Source organism: Streptomyces sp. NPDC008150 (genome assembly GCF_042956945.1).
In the GTDB taxonomy this organism is placed as follows: Bacteria; Actinomycetota; Actinomycetes; order Streptomycetales; family Streptomycetaceae; genus Streptomyces.
In genome coordinates, this window is the sequence record NZ_JBIBHJ010000014.1 from 281,326 (window position 1) to 297,400 (window position 16,075).

Genomic DNA, 16,075 nt, shown 5'->3' on the forward strand with positions numbered 1-16,075 from the left:
CTGTGCGGCGCCGTACCATCGACGGTATGGCTACGGAAGACGCGGTGCGTGACGCACTGTCGACGGTGAACGACCCCGAGATCCAACGACCCATCACCGAGCTGGGGATGGTCAAATCCGTGGAGATCGGCGCGGACGGGACGGTCGCGGTCGCGGTGTACCTGACCGTCTCCGGGTGCCCGATGCGCGACACCATCACCCAGCGCGTGACGGAGGCCGTCGGGCGGGTCGAGGGCGTCACCCGCGTCGACGTCGAGCTCGACGTGATGAGCGACGAGCAGCGCCGCGAGCTCGCGGCGGCCCTGCGCGGCGGCCAGGCCGAGCGCGAGGTGCCCTTCGCCAAGCCCGGTTCGCTGACCCGGGTGTACGCGGTGGCGTCCGGCAAGGGCGGCGTCGGCAAGTCGTCCGTGACGGTGAACCTCGCGGCCGCGATGGCGGCGGACGGTCTGAAGGTGGGCGTCGTCGACGCCGACATCTACGGCCACTCCGTGCCCCGCATGCTCGGCGCCGACGGACGGCCCACCCAGGTCGAGAACATGATCATGCCGCCGTCCGCGAACGGCGTGAAGGTCATCTCGATCGGCATGTTCACCCCGGGCAACGCCCCGGTCGTGTGGCGCGGCCCGATGCTGCACCGCGCGCTCCAGCAGTTCCTCGCGGACGTGTACTGGGGCGACCTGGACGTCCTGCTGCTCGACCTGCCGCCCGGCACCGGCGACATCGCCATCTCGGTGGCGCAGCTCGTGCCGAACGCCGAGATCCTCGTCGTGACGACGCCTCAGCAGGCGGCGGCCGAGGTCGCCGAGCGGGCGGGCTCCATCGCCGTGCAGACGCACCAGAAGATCGTGGGCGTCGTCGAGAACATGGCCGGACTGCCCTGCCCGCACTGCGGCGAGATGGTCGACGTGTTCGGCACGGGCGGCGGACAGTCGGTCGCCGACGGCCTGACCCGCACGACCGGCGCCACGGTCCCGGTGCTCGGCTCCATCCCGATCGACGTCCGGCTGCGCGAGGGCGGCGACGAGGGCCGCCCGGTGGTCCTGACCGACCCGGAGTCCCCGGCGGGCGCGGCCCTGCGCTCGATCGCGGGCAAGCTGGGCGGCCGGCAGCGCGGCCTGTCGGGCCTGTCGCTGGGGATCACCCCGCGCAACAAGTTCTAGGCCGGTCCCACCGACGGCGCCGGGGCGCCCTCCCGGTCGTGGAGGGCGCCCCGGCGTCGTCGTACCTCCTTGCTTGCCCGCCCGGCCCCTGGCCGCGGCGGGGTCAGGCGTACGAGGCGATGTCCTTGATCACGGCGAAACCCAGCCCGTAGGCGCTCATGCCCCGGCCGTACGCCCCGACGTGGACGCCCTGCTGGGTGGAGCCGGCCAGTACCCAGCCGAACTCGGACTCTCGGTAGTGGAACGGGGTCGGCACCCCGTCCACGGGCAGCGACAGCGAGGACCACTCGGGGCCCTCCAGGTCGTCCGCGAGCGCCCAGGCCGTCTCCGTCTGCTGGTCGAGCCAGTCGTCCCGCAGCGAGTGGTCGATCTGCCCCGGCCAGGTGAAGGACAGCAGCCCGACCCCGGCGAGCCACGCGGCGGAGGAGACCGAGGTGGCCTCCAGATGGCCGGTGCCGTCCGCGCTGCGCCGCCCCGGGTGGGCGGCGACGGTGATGACCACCGCGAAGCGCTCCTTGTCCTGCGTACCCTCGTTCGCGTTCAGTACGGAGGGCTCGTCGCCGTGCCCGATCGAACCGTGCTCGACGGCCCCGTCGGCCGCCGAACCGACCTGCATCAGCCAGCGCGGTCCCGTGAACGCCTCGTCCAGGCCGTACCACGGGAAGGGCGCCAGCAGGAAGCCGTCCACCGTGCGCCGTGCGGACGGAACCTGCTGCTTTCCGTCCGCTGCCGGCGCCTGTGCGACCGCCCCGCTTGTCGTCTCCATGTGCCCGACGCCTCCCTCGTTCTCGTCGGACCGGGGCGGCCCGCCCCCCTTCGGGCGCACTCGTCCGGTCCGCACAACAACTCGGCAGCATAGCCACACCGCTGTGAGCAGCCGGGAAACCGCTCGCGCGTGGGGCGTCAGGACCTCCCCTATCAGGGGGTTGCGCACCGCCGGGCGGAGTATGAGACGCGTCACGTACGGCGGTACGACGAACGCCGCCCCTCGCGTCGGAGGGACGGCGTCGTGCTGCGCCCGGGGGCCCGGGTGGGGGCCGGTGACGTGCGACGGGTCAGGTGGCGTCCGCGTCGAAGGGCGGACGCTCCTCGACCGCGGTCTCCGGCTTCTTCGTCATGTCGATGCGTCCGCCGGAGGAGTCCGACGACGCGGCGGCGGCGACCGAGGAGGAGTCCGACTCACGGCCGTGGACCGAGTCGGTGATCTCGGCCATCTCCTTCTTCAGGTCGAAGCTGCTGCGGATCTCCTTGAGGCCCAGTTCGTCGTTGTCCAGCTGCTTGCGGATGAACGTCCTGGGATTCAGGTCCTCGAACTCGAAGTCCTTGAACTCGGGGCCGAGTTCGTTGCGGATGTCCTGCTTGGCGCCCTCAGAGAACTCCCGGATCTTCCGGATCGTGCGCATCACGTCCTGGATGACCTTCGGAAGCTTGTCGGGACCGAAGACGAGCACAGCGAGCACGACGAGCGTCACCAGCTCGAGCGGTCCTATGTCATTGAACACCTGAAGCTCCTTGCGATGTCCTCGGTCCTGGGCGGTCAGCGCGAGTCTTTCCGTGGTCCGAGCCGGGTCCACGGTACCCGGCGATCCCGCCCGACCGGTACTGTCCAGCGCCCCCCACGTCCACCGGAACGGCCTGTTTCCCCATTGTTTGCCTTGTGCGGAGGGGATCGGGTCCCGTTCTGTGACCTATCTGGCACATCCGGCGGATCCGGCGGATCCGCCGGATCCGTTCCGGCCCGGCGCCGCGCGTGCGCGCCGGAGCCGGGCCGTCCCAGCTTGTCAGCCGCTGTCCGAGGAGCCTAGGACGAGGGTCACCGTCCGGCTCCTGCCGTCCCGCGTGAGGGTGAGTCTCAGGCTGTCGCCGGGTCGGTGCGCCCGGGTACGGACGATCAGCTCCTTGCCGGTGTGCACCGCCGTCCCGTCCACGGCGGTGACGACGTCCCCGGGCTCGATGCCGGCCCGGTCGCCGGGGCCGCCCGCGACGACCGCGCCGGAGCCCGTGCCGACGCGGGCACCGTCGCCCGCGTACGCCATGTCGAGGGTGATGCCGATGACCGGGTGGGTGGCGTGGCCGGTGTTGATCAGTTCCTCGGCGACGCGCCTGGCCTGGTTGACCGGGATGGCGAACCCGAGCCCTATCGACCCCGCCTGGCCGCCCGCCGGGCTCGACCCGTCGTCCGCCGCGCGCATCGCGGAGTTGACGCCGACGACACGCGCCTCCGCGTCGAGCAGCGGGCCGCCGGAGTTGCCCGGGTTGATGGGGGCGTCGGTCTGGAGCGCGTCGACGTACGACACCTCGCCGCCCTCGCTCTCGTCGCCCCCGGCCGTGATGGGCCGGTTCTTGGCGCTGATGATGCCGGAGGTGACCGTGCCCGCCAGGTCGAAGGGGGCGCCGATCGCGACCACCGGGTCGCCCACGCGCACGTTGTCGGAGTTGCCGAGCGGCATGGGCGTGAGGCCGTCGACGCCGGTCACCTTCACGACGGCGAGGTCGTAGCCGCTGTCCCGGCCGACCACCTCGGCCCTCACGGTCCTGCCGCCGTCGAAGGTCGCCTCGATCTCGCCGTCGGAACCGGCCGGTTCGACGACGTGGTTGTTCGTGAGGATGTCGCCCTCGGCGTCGAGGACGAACCCGGTGCCCGTGTCCTGCTCCTGGTCGCCCGACACGTGCAGCGTCACCACGCTGGGCAGGGCGCGCGCCGCGATCGCCGCCACACCGGCGGCCGGCCGCCCGGCGGGCTCGCGGGGCGCCTGCGGCAGCGAGACGTCCGTGTGGCGCGCTTGCCTGTCGAGGTGGATCCCGACGAAGCCGCCCACGCCCCCGGACACCAGGGCGAGCACGACGGCACCGACGGCGAGGCCGCGCCCGGCCCGCCGGACGGGCGCCGACCGGTGCTCCGGGGGGACGGCACCGGCCAGGGGCACCGGCGACCAGGGGTCGTAACGGGCCCACGGGTCGGGTGCCGCGTCGACGGCGGCCGACGGCACCGGGGGCCCGTCGGCCGGCGCGTGCCGCGCGGGGACGCCGGCGACGGTGGCCGCGTCGTGCACCTCATGGCCGCCGGACCCCGGACTCGCCTGAGCCGGGGGCGGGTTGAAGGGCGGCGCGGCGGCCGGCACCGGGCCGGGCGCGCCGCCCTGCTGCGGGAAGGGCGCCCGGGGCACCCCCGGGTGCTGCACGGGCGGTGCGGGGGCCCAGGGGCCCGGGTTCCCGTACGGCGGGGTGCTGTAGTGATCGGGTTCGTGCAGCGGCCGGGTGCGCTGCGCGGGCGGTGCGACGACGTCGCGCGGGGCACCGGCCGGGGGTTCACCGGGGCCGACCGACGAGGACCCGGCACGGGCGGCCGGAACGGTCACGGGGGCGGGCGGCACGGCGGGGGCGGACGGCACGGGCGGCCCGGCGGGGGTCGTCGTGACGGGCGGAGCCGGCGTCTGGAGGGCGAAGTCACCGTCCGCGGAGCCCACTTCGGCACGCGCCCGGACGTCGCGGTCGTCGGCGCCGTCCGCATCCGCTGCCTGGGCGGAGGCGACATCACCGGCGGAGGACCGGACGTCGGCGGGCGACCCGGCCTGCCGGTCCTCGGCGCCGTCCGCACCCGCTGCCGGGACGGAGGCGACATCACCGGCGGAGGACCGAACGTCGGCAGGCGACCCGGCCTTCCGGTCCTCGGCGCCGTCCGCGCTCACCGCCGGGGCGGACGCGACTTCGCCCACCGAGGACGGAACGTCGGCACGCGCCCGGACGCCGAGGTCGTCCGCGCCGTCCGCATCCGCTGCCGGGACGGAGGCGACGTCACCGGCGGAGGACCGAACGTCGGCGGGCGACCCGGCCTGCCGGTCCTCGGCGCCGTCCGCATCCGCTGCCTGGACGGAGGCGACATCACCGGCGGAGGACCGAACGTCGGCGGGCGACCCGGCCTGCCGGTCCTCGGCGCCGTCCGCGCTCACCGCCGGGTCGGACGCGACATCGCCCACCGAGGACGGAACGTCGCCATGCGCCCGGACCCCGTGGTCCTCCGCGCCCACCGCCGGGTCGGACCCCAAGTCACCGGCCTGAGAAAGAACTTCGGCACGCGACACCGCCCCGCGGTCACCCCGCACGCCCCTGTCCGCCTCGAAGTCCCCTCCCGGGGGCGCCACTTCGGCGTGCTGCCGGACCTCACCGCCGGAAGCGCGCCCCGCGCCCACCGCGTCCACCGGACCCGCGCCGTCACCCGCACCCTCACCCGCGGCCGCCGCCGTGCGGTCCGTTCCGTTCGGGTCGTGGGCAGCCGTTCCGGTGTCGTCCGGGTCGGTCCGGTCGTCCGTGCCCCGCGGTCGCGCCAGTTCGAAGTCGCCCTGCGTGTCCGCGTGTTCGGGTGCGGCGGACCGCGTCGTGTCCTGCGGCGCCGCGGGTGGGACCGCAGGTGGCGTCGGTGGTTCGGCCGGCCCCGCCTCGCCCGCGGGCGTCTGCGGCCGGGGCCTGCTCCACCACTTCGCCTTCGGCGGCTTCCCCTCGTTCATGCTCTCCCCACAGCTCGCCGCACCCACCACGCCCGGTGGCGGCGATTCGTCGACTCCGCGCCGGGACAGAGGTCCTGGGCGCGCCCCACCCGGGGATTCAACCAGGTTCGGCGACGGTCGCGGGCTGCCGTCCGGTCAGGGCGTGGGGCGCGAGGAGGCCGCGGTGACGGCCGCGAGGGAGGAGACGTACGCGGGGTCGTCCGCCGGTGTCGGAAGCAGACCGGGCCCCGTGGCCACCCGGCCCGGGTACCACGCGGTGTCGGTCACCGGCGGTGCCGGGGCGAAGGGGCGTATGAGCGGGGACATGGCGGCGGCGCCGGCCGCGACCTGGGGGGCCAGGGCGGACAGGGCGTCCCGGTCGCGGGCGGAGGGCTGGGCCGGCAGGCCCGGCAGCAGGGGTGCCGAGATGCTGTCGAGCGCCATCGGGAAGTCCCCGAACGAGCGACGCCCCTGGGCGAACATCGGGGCGCCCGCACGCCTGCGCTGGTTCTCGGCGAGCGCGGAACCGGTGCCCCGGCCGCTGGCCGGGGTGATGTTGCTGCCGCCGCGGGCGTCCGTGACCGTGTCGGCCGGGACGCTCGCGGTCATGCCGCCGAGGGCGATCGCGGCGAGCGAGACCGCGCCGGCCGCGACGAACGCGAACCGCATGCCCCGCGAGGTCGACCGCTCGGACTCGCGCCCCACGTGGTGGATGCGGAAGCCGGGGTCGGACGCCCCGGCGTCGCGGTCGTCGTGCCGGGCGGGCCGCGCGGCGTGCGGGGAGACGGGGGCGTAGTCGAAGGCGAACGGCTCGCCCGGCTTCACGCCGAACCCCGCGGAGCGCCGGGAGAAGACCCCGGGAAACCCGGCGTCGGGGGTCGGCGGACCGTCGTCGGGGTCGCCTCCGCCGGGAAGTCCCTGAAGGCGTGCCAGGAAGCTCTCGGAGGGCGGCGGCGGGGCGACCTCGGCGAAGACGTTCTTCAGCCGGCGCTGGGCGTCCACCTCTGCCCGGCACTTGGGGCACGTCGCGACGTGCGCGAGGACACGGTCGCGGGAGTCGTGACCGAGTTCTCCGTCCACCAGGGCGGAAAGGCGGTCACCGAGATGCTGCTCTGCGAGGTGTCCTTCAACGGGTTTGGGCCAGGATGCACTCACGCGGTAGCGCCCCCTCCCCCCAGCGCCGGAATACGGGCCGTGAACGAGCGCCGCTCGGCCCTGGCCTCGGGAGAACGGTGGGCCAGTGCCTTGCGGAGCTGCGAACGGCCGCGATGGATCCGGGAACGGACCGTGCCGAGCTTGACGCCGAGGGTCGCCGCGATCTCCTCGTACGAGAGACCCTCGATGTCGCACAGGACGACCGCGGCGCGGAACTCCGGGGCGAGGGTGTCGAGGGCCTGCTGCACGTCCGCGTCGAAGTGGGCGTCGTGGAAGAGCTGTTGGGGCGTGGGCTCACGGCTGGCCAGGCGCTCGGCCGCGTCGTCGCCGAGGGCGTCGAAGCGGATGCGCTGCTTTCGCCGGACCATGTCCAGGAAGAGGTTGGTGGTGATGCGGTGCAGCCAGCCCTCAAACGTGCCCGGGGTGTACGTCGACAGGGAGCGGAACACCCGGACGAAGACTTCCTGGGTCAGGTCCTCGGCGTCGTGCTGGTTGCCGGTGAGGCGGTAGGCCAGGCGGTAGACGCGGCCACTGTGGGTGCTGACGATCTCCTCCCAGGTGGGCGGAGTCCATGCCTGCCCGTCCGCGTCGGTGGAGAAGGTCGCGGTCTGGGTGGGGCTGGGGTCAGCAGCGGTGTCGGTCACGGATTTCGGCCTGCCCGACGATCCGAGAAAGCGCCGGAGCACTCCTCCCCGATCCTCATGCGCGGCCGCACCTCCCCTGTCGGCTCTGGTGGTGTCCAGTGGAGCCCCTACCATAGCCACCTCGCCCGTTAGCTCCGGATAAGCGGTTTTACGAGAATTTGATACGCGCAGGCCCGCCTGGTGCGGATGCGTCGGCAGTTGCTCGACGGTCTGTTCCACCTGCTCCCCCGGGTCGCTCGTCTCTCTCCTTCAAACGACCAGTCCCATCAGTGGGTTCCCGACTCCAACGGATACAGTCACGCCCAGGCAACCACGGGGCAAGGAGAGGGTCATTACCGGCAACCGGCAGACGGGCTGGGCGTTCGCCGACGCCTATGTCGCCGAGGACGACGCGGTGCTGTGGTCCCGCGAGCGCGCTCGGGCGGCCGGGCTGCGCTCGGTGTCCCCCGGCACGGGCGCGGCCCTGCGTCTGCTCGCCTCGGCCGTGGACGCGAAGGCGGTCGCGGAGATCGGCACCGGCACCGGCGTCTCGGGGATCCATCTGCTGCACGGCATGCGGCCGGACGGGGTGCTGACCACCGTCGACCACGAGCCGGAGCACCAGCAGTTCGCCCGGCAGGCGTTCCGCGCGGCCGGGTTCGCCAGCAACCGGGCCCGCTTCATCCCGGGCCGCGCCCTGGACGTCCTGCCGCGCCTCGCGGACTCGGGCTACGACCTGGTGTTCTGCGACGGCGACCGCTCGGAGTTCCTCGACTATCTCGCTGAATCGTTGCGCCTGCTGAGGCCCGGCGGAATCGTCGTGTTCGAGGGCGTGTTCGCACACGGCCGCACCATGGACTCCGGTCCGCAGCCCACCGAGGTGGTGCGGCTGCGGGAGCTGCTGCGGACGGTGCGCGAGACGCAGGAGCTGGCCCCGTCGCTGCTGCCGGTGGGCGACGGCCTGCTGTGCGCCGTCAAACGCTGAGCACGCGACGGCGGATGGGCCGGCGGCGGAAAAGGACGACCGCGAAAAAAAGCGGCTGCCCCGGCCGCGAAGACGCCGGGGCAGCCGAAAGGCTGTTGGTCGCAGCGCGTCAGCCGACGACCTTCTTGAGGGCGTCGCCGAGCGCGTCGGCCTCGTCCGGGGTCAGCTCGACGACGAGCCGACCGCCGCCTTCGAGCGGAACGCGCATGACGATGCCCCGCCCCTCCTTTGTCACCTCGAGCGGGCCATCGCCCGTCCGCGGCTTCATGGCCGCCATGCTCGTTCCCCTTCCTGAAACCAGCTCACGTCAGCCGACAGCCCACGAAGGGCACGCACCGTCCTTGGTGATGGCACGCGGCACCGGCATCGAACACATTGCTTCTAAGCCATTATCCCGCATCAGCGCACCCGATGACCAACGTCGGTCTGCATCGCTTGGGCAACGCACGCGAGCAAAACGACTCAATTCGCCGATGTGACTGCGATACTTCGCCGCCCCGCCACGGCGCGGCACCGGAAATCGGCCCGGAATTCTTTGACGCAGGTCACACGACCGACGCCGCGCACCGTCGGCGATCTCCGCCATGCTGTGCTGAGTACGCGGGCGTACCGGTCGGTACGTCCCGCACCCGACGCCGCGGCGCGACGGTCCGCTCACGATCCGTCACGGCGCGCGGCACGCGAACGCGGCGCCGCCGCGGCACGACACCGGAGGGACACCCATGGCCGACACCGTGCTCTACGAAGTGGCAGACGGGCTCGCGACGATCACCCTGAACCGTCCCGACGCGATGAACGCGCTGGACGTCGCGACCAAGGTCGCCCTGCGCGACGCGGTGCGGGCGGCGGCGGACGACGACGCCGTGCGGGCGGTGCTGCTGACCGCCGCCGGGGACCGGGCGTTCTGCGTGGGCCAGGACCTCAAGGAGCACGTCGGGCTGCTCGCCTCCGACCGCGAGAGCGGCGAGGGGCGCACGATGACCACGGTGCGCGAGCACTACAACCCCATCGTCGAGGCCATCGCCGGCATGCCGAAGCCGGTGGTCGCGGGCGTCAACGGCGTTGCCGCGGGCGCCGGTTTCGGGTTCGCCCTCGCCGCCGACCACCGCGTGGTGGCGGACACCGCCTCGTTCAACACCTCGTTCGCCGGTGTGGGCCTGACCGCCGACTCCGGCATCTCGTGGACGCTGCCGCGGGTGGTCGGACCGGGCCGGGCCACCGACCTGCTGCTGTTCCCGCGCGGCATCACGGCCGCGGAGGCGCTCGGGCTCGGGATCGCCGACCGCGTGGTGCCGGCCGCCGAACTGCGCGCGGAGGCCGAGCGGACGGCGCGGAAGCTGGCGGCGGGGCCGACGGTCGCGTACGCGGCGATCAAGGAGGCGGTGTCCTTCGGGCTGTCCCACTCGCTGGCGGAGACGCTGGAGAAGGAGGACGAGCTCCAGACCCGGGCCGGCGCCTCCGAGGACCACACGGCCGCCGTCCGGGCCTTCGTCAACAAGGAGAAGCCGGTCTTCCGGGGCCGCTGAGGCCCGTGTCGCACCCGGCCGGGCGCCGCGCGGTCAGCCCCGGCGGGCCGCGCAGCCGGCGAGGTGGTCGTCGACCAGGCCGCACGCCTGCATCAGCGCGTACGCCGTGGTCGGTCCCACGAAGCGCAGGCCCCGCTTCTTCAGCGCCTTGGACAGTGCCGTCGACTCCGGGGTGACCGCCGGGACGTCCCCGAGGGTGCGCGGGGCCGGGCGGAGCGCCGGGTCGGGGGCGTACGACCAGACGAACGCGTCGAGTTCGTCCGGCGCCCAGTCGGCCAGTACGCGCGCGTTGGCCATCGTCGCGTCGACCTTGGCGCGGTTGCGGATGATGCCGGGGTCGGCGAGCAGCCGTTCGCGGTCGGCGTCGGTGAACGCGGCCACCGCGTCGATCCTGAAGTCGGCGAAGGCGGCGCGGAAGGTCTTCCGGCGGCGCAGGATGGTGATCCACGACAGGCCGGACTGGAACGCCTCCAGGCTGAGCCGTTCGAAGAGGGCGTCGTCGCCGTGGACGGGCCGGCCCCACTCCTCGTCGTGGTAGGCGACGTAGTCCTCGGTGGAGAGGGCCCACGGGCAGCGCGGGACGCCGTCCGGGCCGGCGAGCGCGGAGCCGTCGGTCATCGCTGTTCGTCCTGCTGTTCGGGCTTGGTCATGGGGACGCGGGCGGCGCGCGCACCGGCCAGTTCGGACTCCAGGTCGGCGATGCGGGCGTCGCGCTCGGCGAGTTCGGCGCCGAGCCGGTTGAGGACGTCGTCGACGTCGGCCATCCGGTAGCCGCGCGCGGCCAGCGGGAAGCGGACCTCGTCCACGTCGGCGTGGTCGACCGGGCGGTCGGCCGGCAGCGGGTCGTGGAGCCGCTCGGGCGTGGCCTCGGGGAGCGGGCCGCTCTCGCCGCCGCCCACCACCGCGAGGGTCACCGCGGCCACCACGACCGCGAGCGCGACGACCAGGAACAGGAACATAACCATCGCTGAGGTCTCCCGAATGCGGGTGTGTCGGTGGTGACGGGACCCGGTGTGCGCTGCCGCGCCCGCGGAGCCCGCTGTGTCAGGGTCCGATCGTGCCATGCGAGTCTGGCAGTCAGGGCCGCGGACGGCCGAAGACCGGCAGGTACCAGGAGAGGTTCACAGGGGATGCTCAGGCTGGGCAGGCGGGAGTTCGACCCGCGCGAACGGGTGGTCATGGCGATCGTGAACCGGACCCCCGACTCCTTCTACGACCGGGGCGCGACCTTCCGCGACGAGCCGGCCCTGGCGCGGGTGGAGCAGGCGGTGGCGGAGGGCGCGGCCGTCGTCGACATCGGCGGGGTGAAGGCCGGCCCCGGCGACGAGGTGTCGGCCGACGAGGAGGCCCGGCGCACGGTCGGTTTCGTGGCGGAGGTGCGGCGCCGCTTCCCCGACGTCGTGATCAGCGTGGACACCTGGCGTGCCGAGGTCGGCGAGGCCGTGTGCGAGGCGGGCGCCGACGTGCTCAACGACGCCTGGGGCGGCGCCGATCCGCGCCTCGCGGAGGTCGCGGCCCGCTACCGGGTGGGGCTGGTGTGCACGCACGCGGGCGGCGCGGAACCGCGGACCCGGCCGCACCGGGTCACGTACGACGACGTCATGGCGGACGTCCTGACGGTCACCGTGGGGCTGGCCGAGCGCGCGGTGGCCCTGGGGGTGCCCCGCGAGTCGGTGATGATCGACCCCGGGCACGACTTCGGCAAGAACACCCGGCACAGCCTGGAGGCCACGCGCCGCCTCGACGAGATGGTGGCGACGGGCTGGCCGGTGCTGGTGTCGCTGTCCAACAAGGACTTCGTCGGCGAGACGCTGGACCGCCCGGTGAAGGAGCGGCTGGTCGGCACGCTGGCGACGACCGCGGTCTCCGCCTGGCTCGGTGCGCAGGTGTACCGGGTGCACGAGGTCGCCGAGACCCGGCAGGTGCTGGACATGGTGTCGTCCATCGCGGGCCACCGGCCGCCGGCCGTCGCCCGCCGCGGCCTGGCCTGAGCCCGCCGCGGGAACGCCCGTCGTCCGCGGCGACGGCGGGGCACGGCCGTCGGGCCGTGTCCCGCCCGGCCGTCAGCGGCCGGCCTCCTTGGAGACCAGCGCGACGGCCTCGTCCACGTCGTCCGTGACGTGGAACAGCAGCAGGTCCTTCTCCGCGGCCTTGCCCTGGGCGACCAGGGTGTTCCTGAGCCAGTCGACGAGACCGCCCCAGTACGCGCTGCCGAGCAGCACGATCGGGAACTGGGTGACCTTCTGCGTCTGGACCAGGGTCAGCGCCTCGAAGAGTTCGTCGAGGGTGCCCAGTCCGCCCGGCAGGACCACGAAGCCCTGGGCGTACTTGACGAACATCATCTTCCGCACGAAGAAGTAGCGGAAGTTCAGGCCGATGTCGACGTACTGGTTCAGGCCCTGCTCAAAGGGCAGTTCGATGCCGAGGCCGACCGAGACGCCCTTCGCCTCGCAGGCGCCGCGGTTGGCCGCCTCCATCGCGCCGGGTCCGCCGCCCGTGATGACGGCGAAGCCCGCCTCGACCAGGCCGCGGCCCAGCCGGACTCCCGCGTCGTACTCCGGCGAGTCGACCGGCGTGCGCGCCGAGCCGAACACGCTGATCGCCGCCGGGAGTTCGGCGAGGGTGCCGAAGCCCTCGATGAACTCGGACTGGATGCGCAGGACCCGCCAGGGGTCGGTGTGCACCCAGTCGGACGGGCCGCCCGCGTCCAGCAGCCGCTGGTCCGTGGTGCTCGCCTGTACCTGGCCCCGCCTGCGCAGGACCGGTCCGAGGCGCTGTTCGTCCGGCGGCTGCTTCTTGCCTTCCGGATTGCCGGTCGCCATGTGCGCTCCCTCCGTTCGGTGCCTCTCCGGCTCGATCGGCCGGGGCCGAGAGCGCGGGGAGGCGTCTTTCCACCTCAGCGTAGGTCTACGCGGGTTACGGCGGGGGGACCTGCGCGTGTCCGGTGTGCGAGCGGCACACCGGACGCGCCCGTCGGGCGGGTCGTGGCGTCAGGAGGTCAGCCACTTCCGCAGGCGCTTCTCGCACGCCAGGATCTTCGAGGTGTCCACGTGCTCGTCGCGCTTGTGCGCCAAGTGCGGGTTGCCGGGGCCGTAGTTCACCGCGGGGACGCCGAGGGCGCTGAAGCGGGAGACGTCGGTCCAGCCGAACTTGGGCTGCGGCACACCGCCCACGGCGTCGACGAAGGCCGCCGCCGCGGGGTGGGACAGGCCGGGCATGGCGGCCCCGCTGTGGTCGTCCACGACGAACTCCGCGATGTCGCAGCCGGCGAACACCTCGCGCACGTGGGCGAGCGCCTCGGCCTCCGAACGGTCGGGCGCGTAGCGGAAGTTGACGGTGACGACGCACTCGTCGGGGATCACGTTGCCGGCGACGCCGCCGGAGACGGCGACCGCGTTGAGGCCCTCGCGGTACTCCAGTCCGTCGACGACGGGGCGGCGCGGCTCGTAGGCGGCGAGCCTGGCGAGGATCGGGGCAGCCGCGTGGATCGCGTTGGAGCCCATCCAGGAGCGCGCCGAGTGGGCCCGCTCGCCGGTCGTCCTCAGCAGGACCCGCAGGGTGCCCTGGCAGCCGCCCTCGACCTGGCCGTCGGAGGGTTCGAGAAGGACGGCGAAGTCGCCCGCCAGCCAGTCGGGGTGGGCCTCGGCCACGTGCCGCAGGCCGTTCAGCTCCGCGGCGACCTCCTCGTTGTCGTAGAACACGAAGGTCAGGTCGCGGTTGGGCTCGGGCACGGTGGCCGCGATGCGGAGCTGGACCGCGACGCCGGACTTCATGTCGCAGGTGCCGCAGCCCCAGAGCAGACCGTCGTCGTCGAGCCGCGAGGGGACGTTGTCCGCGATCGGCACGGTGTCGATGTGCCCGGCGAGGATCACCCGCTCGGCCCGGCCGAGGTGGGTGCGCGCCACGACGTTGTTGCCGTGCCGGTCGACCGTCAGGTGCGGGAGGGTGCGCAGCGCGGCCTCGACCGCGTCGGCGAGCGGCTTCTCGGTGCCGCTCTCCGAGGGGAAGTCGACGAGTCGCGCGGTGAGCCGCGCCGCGTTCAGCGTGAGGTCAAGCGGGGTGTCGGCCATGCTCCCGACCCTAACCCGGGCCCGCGGACGCCGGGTCCGGGCACAGCGGCCGCACGGGACACGCCAGTCCCGGGAACCTCCAGTACCTTGTACGCGTGCCAGAGCCGTCCCCCACCCCCAAGCGCCGCGGCCGTCTCCTTCGTGCCGCGGCGGCGCTCGTCGTCCTGCTCGCCGTCGCGGGCTATCTCGCGGTGCAGTACCTGACGGGCGGCACCGATTTGCACGGCTGCGAGGTCGTCTCCGGGAACGGGGACGACGCGTCGTACACGTTCACGCCGGAGCAGGCGGTGAACGCGGCGACGATCACCGCTGTCGGCACCGACCGGGGCCTGCCCGAGCGGGCGGTGACGATCGCGCTGGCGACGTCGCTCCAGGAGTCGGGGCTGCGCAACATCCGGCACGGGGACCTGGACTCGCTGGGGCTGTTCCAGCAGCGCCCGTCGCAGGGCTGGGGCACGAAGAAGCAGATCCTGGACCCGACGTACGCGGCGGGCGTCTTCTACGAGCACTTGGAGAAGGTGCCGGACTACGCGACGCTCCCGCTCACCGAGGCGGCGCAGCGCGTGCAGCGCAGCGGCTACCCGGAGGCGTACGCGAAGCACGAGCCGGACGCGAAGCTGCTGGCCGCCGCGCTGACCGGGCAGGCCGCGGCCACGCTCACCTGCGACGGCCGCACCACGACCACCGAGGCGGCGGCGGCGAGCCCCGACGCCGTGCGGGCGGCCCTGGTACGGGACTTCGGGCAGAGCGTGCTCGCCGAGGCGGCCGACGCCGACGCCAAGTCCGGTGCTTCGGAGGGCAGTTCGGACACCCAACTCAGCGACAGCTCGGGCACGGGGACCGCGGGGCGGACGGTGACGCTGCCGGTGACCGCCGCCGGGGGTGCCGGCACGCACCGCACGACCGCCGAGCGCGGCTGGCAGCTGGCGTCCTGGGCGGTGGCCAACTCCTCGGCCCTGCACATCGAACAGGTCACCTACGCGGGCCGCCGCTGGACCGCGGGCAACACGGACAGCACGTGGCGCGACGTGGGCACGAAGGCCGCGGACGACGGCAAGGACGGCTCCGCCGCGACCGGTTCCGAGGTCGTCATCCTCACCGGCCGCTAGGCGCCGCCGCCCCCGGCCGGGTCCGCGAGGTCCGGGCGTCCGCCGCCGCGACCCGAGCAGCCGTACGGCCGGTCACCCGTGCGGGTAACGCGGGCCCCGCGGCGCGGTGTTCGCGGGCGTCCGCCGGAGGGGGTCCCCCGCGATCACCCGACGCCCTTACGGACAAAGGGATTCCGCCCCCCTCGTCGGCACCGGCCCCGTCGCCCCTTTGCCCGTTTTTATCCACAGCGGATAATGCGACGCATTACCAACTCTTTGCGTTCGGCCGCCGCAACCTTCGCGGACTTCGAGCGGTAGTCACTGCGTCCGAGCCCGGACGGCGGGACCTCACGAGGAGCCGCCGACACCAACTCCGGTGCAGGACAGCACCGTTCATCGTTCTCTCCCGTCGAAGGAGCACCATGTCCCTCCCCCTGACCCGCCGGATCGCCCGTGCCGCGCTGCTCATCGCAGCGGGGGCGGCGCCCGTGGTCGGAGCGGCCGGCGCCGCCGGTGCGGCCGAGCTGCCGGCCGCCCCGAACCTCGGCGGCCTGACCGCCCTGGACGGGGCGAACGTCGGCAACACCCTGGACGGGGCGGCGCAGCACGCCACCGGCGTGGCGGGCGACACCGGTGGCCGGACGGTCGAGAAGGCCGTGCCGGCCGCAGGCAAGACCGGCGGAGGGGTCGTCAAGAAGGCCACCCCCGCGGCCCAGAAGACCGCCGGCGAGGCCGCGGGGTCCGCCGGGGACATCCTCGGGGACACCGCGAAGACCGCGACCAAGGGCGGCCTGCCCACCGACGCGCTGACCAAGGGCGGCGCCCCCGCCGCCGGCCTGCCCGTCAAGGGCCTGCCCCTCGGCTGACGCGACACCCGCACGGCACAACGGCACTTCACGACGCAGTTCCCGGCGATGGTGTTCCTGCTGCTGTGGGGGCTGCCGTTCCTCGTCGAGTCGCAGGGGCTCAGCCGCGGTACCGCGG

General features: G+C 73.6%; 16 protein-coding genes. 6 read left to right on the top strand and 10 right to left on the bottom strand.

The window, feature by feature from the left end; all coding sequences use genetic code 11:
* Nucleotides 1-26: 26 nt before the first annotated feature.
* On the top strand, nt 27-1,160 hold the full coding sequence (locus ACFZA0_RS30125; RefSeq protein ID WP_391022751.1) for a P-loop NTPase: 1,134 nt from the start codon (nt 27-29) through the stop codon (nt 1,158-1,160).
* Between the two features lie 103 nt (nt 1,161-1,263).
* Here the strand turns inward: ACFZA0_RS30125 and ACFZA0_RS30130 are convergent, their stop codons facing one another.
* From ACFZA0_RS30130 to sigE, 5 genes are all read right to left on the bottom strand, one after another.
* Entirely contained in the window at nt 1,264-1,926 is a 663-nt protein-coding gene (locus ACFZA0_RS30130) for a hypothetical protein (protein WP_391022752.1), read from the bottom strand.
* 289 nt (nt 1,927-2,215) lie between these two features.
* Nucleotides 2,216-2,662, bottom strand: a complete 447-nt coding sequence (locus ACFZA0_RS30135; RefSeq protein ID WP_391022753.1) for a sec-independent translocase — start codon at nt 2,660-2,662, stop codon at nt 2,216-2,218.
* Nucleotides 2,663-2,941: 279 nt separating this feature from the next.
* Nucleotides 2,942-4,627 carry a trypsin-like peptidase domain-containing protein gene (locus ACFZA0_RS30140; RefSeq protein WP_391022802.1) on the bottom strand — a complete coding sequence of 562 codons (1,686 nt, stop codon included), beginning with the start codon at nt 4,625-4,627 and terminating at the stop codon, nt 2,942-2,944.
* Between the two features lie 1,173 nt (nt 4,628-5,800).
* Nucleotides 5,801-6,799 (bottom strand): zf-HC2 domain-containing protein, encoded by a 999-nt coding sequence (locus tag ACFZA0_RS30145; protein WP_391022755.1) that lies wholly within the window; start codon nt 6,797-6,799, stop codon nt 5,801-5,803.
* Entirely contained in the window at nt 6,796-7,485 is a 690-nt protein-coding gene (gene sigE / locus ACFZA0_RS30150; RefSeq protein ID WP_391022757.1) for an RNA polymerase sigma factor SigE, read from the bottom strand. Before sigE ends, ACFZA0_RS30145 begins: the two co-directional genes overlap by 4 nt.
* 223 nt (nt 7,486-7,708) lie before the next feature.
* On the opposite strand from sigE, the gene ACFZA0_RS30155 reads away from it, so the two are divergent.
* Complete coding sequence (locus ACFZA0_RS30155; RefSeq protein ID WP_391022804.1) at nt 7,709-8,407, top strand: class I SAM-dependent methyltransferase; 699 nt, start codon at nt 7,709-7,711, stop codon at nt 8,405-8,407.
* 109 nt (nt 8,408-8,516) lie between these two features.
* Here the strand turns inward: ACFZA0_RS30155 and ACFZA0_RS30160 are convergent, their stop codons facing one another.
* The gene (locus tag ACFZA0_RS30160; RefSeq protein ID WP_003966491.1) at nt 8,517-8,684 is read right to left on the bottom strand and encodes a DUF3117 domain-containing protein; all 168 of its coding nucleotides are present in this window, start codon (nt 8,682-8,684) and stop codon (nt 8,517-8,519) included.
* A gap of 445 nt (nt 8,685-9,129) precedes the next feature.
* On the opposite strand from ACFZA0_RS30160, the gene ACFZA0_RS30165 reads away from it, so the two are divergent.
* Nucleotides 9,130-9,933: an enoyl-CoA hydratase-related protein gene (locus ACFZA0_RS30165; RefSeq protein WP_391022759.1), complete on the top strand. Its 804-nt coding sequence runs from the start codon at nt 9,130-9,132 to the stop codon at nt 9,931-9,933.
* Nucleotides 9,934-9,966: 33 nt separating this feature from the next.
* Here ACFZA0_RS30165 and ACFZA0_RS30170 read toward each other — a convergent pair whose 3' ends face one another.
* Both ACFZA0_RS30170 and ACFZA0_RS30175 read right to left on the bottom strand, forming a co-directional pair.
* Nucleotides 9,967-10,551 (bottom strand): DNA-3-methyladenine glycosylase I, encoded by a 585-nt coding sequence (locus tag ACFZA0_RS30170; RefSeq protein WP_391022761.1) that lies wholly within the window; start codon nt 10,549-10,551, stop codon nt 9,967-9,969.
* Nucleotides 10,548-10,898 carry a DivIVA domain-containing protein gene (locus ACFZA0_RS30175; RefSeq protein WP_391022762.1) on the bottom strand — a complete coding sequence of 117 codons (351 nt, stop codon included), beginning with the start codon at nt 10,896-10,898 and terminating at the stop codon, nt 10,548-10,550. The genes ACFZA0_RS30170 and ACFZA0_RS30175 overlap by 4 nt, the downstream gene beginning before the upstream one ends.
* A gap of 165 nt (nt 10,899-11,063) precedes the next feature.
* On the opposite strand from ACFZA0_RS30175, the gene folP reads away from it, so the two are divergent.
* Entirely contained in the window at nt 11,064-11,924 is an 861-nt protein-coding gene (gene folP, locus ACFZA0_RS30180) for a dihydropteroate synthase (protein WP_391022764.1), read from the top strand.
* Between the two features lie 72 nt (nt 11,925-11,996).
* Here folP and ACFZA0_RS30185 read toward each other — a convergent pair whose 3' ends face one another.
* Nucleotides 11,997-12,755: a TIGR00730 family Rossman fold protein gene (locus ACFZA0_RS30185; protein ID WP_391022766.1), complete on the bottom strand. Its 759-nt coding sequence runs from the start codon at nt 12,753-12,755 to the stop codon at nt 11,997-11,999.
* A gap of 168 nt (nt 12,756-12,923) precedes the next feature.
* On the bottom strand, nt 12,924-14,003 hold the full coding sequence (gene dapE / locus ACFZA0_RS30190) for a succinyl-diaminopimelate desuccinylase (protein WP_391022768.1): 1,080 nt from the start codon (nt 14,001-14,003) through the stop codon (nt 12,924-12,926).
* Between the two features lie 95 nt (nt 14,004-14,098).
* On the opposite strand from dapE, the gene ACFZA0_RS30195 reads away from it, so the two are divergent.
* Both ACFZA0_RS30195 and ACFZA0_RS30200 read left to right on the top strand, forming a co-directional pair.
* Nucleotides 14,099-15,112: a heavy metal transporter gene (locus tag ACFZA0_RS30195; protein WP_391022769.1), complete on the top strand. Its 1,014-nt coding sequence runs from the start codon at nt 14,099-14,101 to the stop codon at nt 15,110-15,112.
* Nucleotides 15,113-15,513: 401 nt separating this feature from the next.
* Nucleotides 15,514-15,957, top strand: a complete 444-nt coding sequence (locus tag ACFZA0_RS30200; RefSeq protein ID WP_391022771.1) for an ATP-binding protein — start codon at nt 15,514-15,516, stop codon at nt 15,955-15,957.
* The last annotated feature ends 118 nt before the right edge of the window (nt 15,958-16,075 follow it).

What these genes read in the sequence shown, in the direction of transcription:
- ACFZA0_RS30175 (WP_391022762.1), bottom strand. Translation starts at nt 10,898, where the DNA reads ATGGTTATGTTCCTGTTCCTGGTCGTCGCGCTCGCGGTCGTGGTGGCC.
- folP (WP_391022764.1), top strand. Translation starts at nt 11,064, where the DNA reads ATGCTCAGGCTGGGCAGGCGGGAGTTCGACCCGCGCGAACGGGTGGTC.
- ACFZA0_RS30165 (WP_391022759.1), top strand. Translation starts at nt 9,130, where the DNA reads ATGGCCGACACCGTGCTCTACGAAGTGGCAGACGGGCTCGCGACGATC.
- ACFZA0_RS30170 (WP_391022761.1), bottom strand. Translation starts at nt 10,551, where the DNA reads ATGACCGACGGCTCCGCGCTCGCCGGCCCGGACGGCGTCCCGCGCTGC.
- ACFZA0_RS30130 (WP_391022752.1), bottom strand. Translation starts at nt 1,926, where the DNA reads ATGGAGACGACAAGCGGGGCGGTCGCACAGGCGCCGGCAGCGGACGGA.
- dapE (WP_391022768.1), bottom strand. Translation starts at nt 14,003, where the DNA reads ATGGCCGACACCCCGCTTGACCTCACGCTGAACGCGGCGCGGCTCACC.
- ACFZA0_RS30200 (WP_391022771.1), top strand. Translation starts at nt 15,514, where the DNA reads ATGTCCCTCCCCCTGACCCGCCGGATCGCCCGTGCCGCGCTGCTCATC.
- ACFZA0_RS30160 (WP_003966491.1), bottom strand. Translation starts at nt 8,684, where the DNA reads ATGGCGGCCATGAAGCCGCGGACGGGCGATGGCCCGCTCGAGGTGACA.
- ACFZA0_RS30185 (WP_391022766.1), bottom strand. Translation starts at nt 12,755, where the DNA reads ATGGCGACCGGCAATCCGGAAGGCAAGAAGCAGCCGCCGGACGAACAG.
- ACFZA0_RS30125 (WP_391022751.1), top strand. Translation starts at nt 27, where the DNA reads ATGGCTACGGAAGACGCGGTGCGTGACGCACTGTCGACGGTGAACGAC.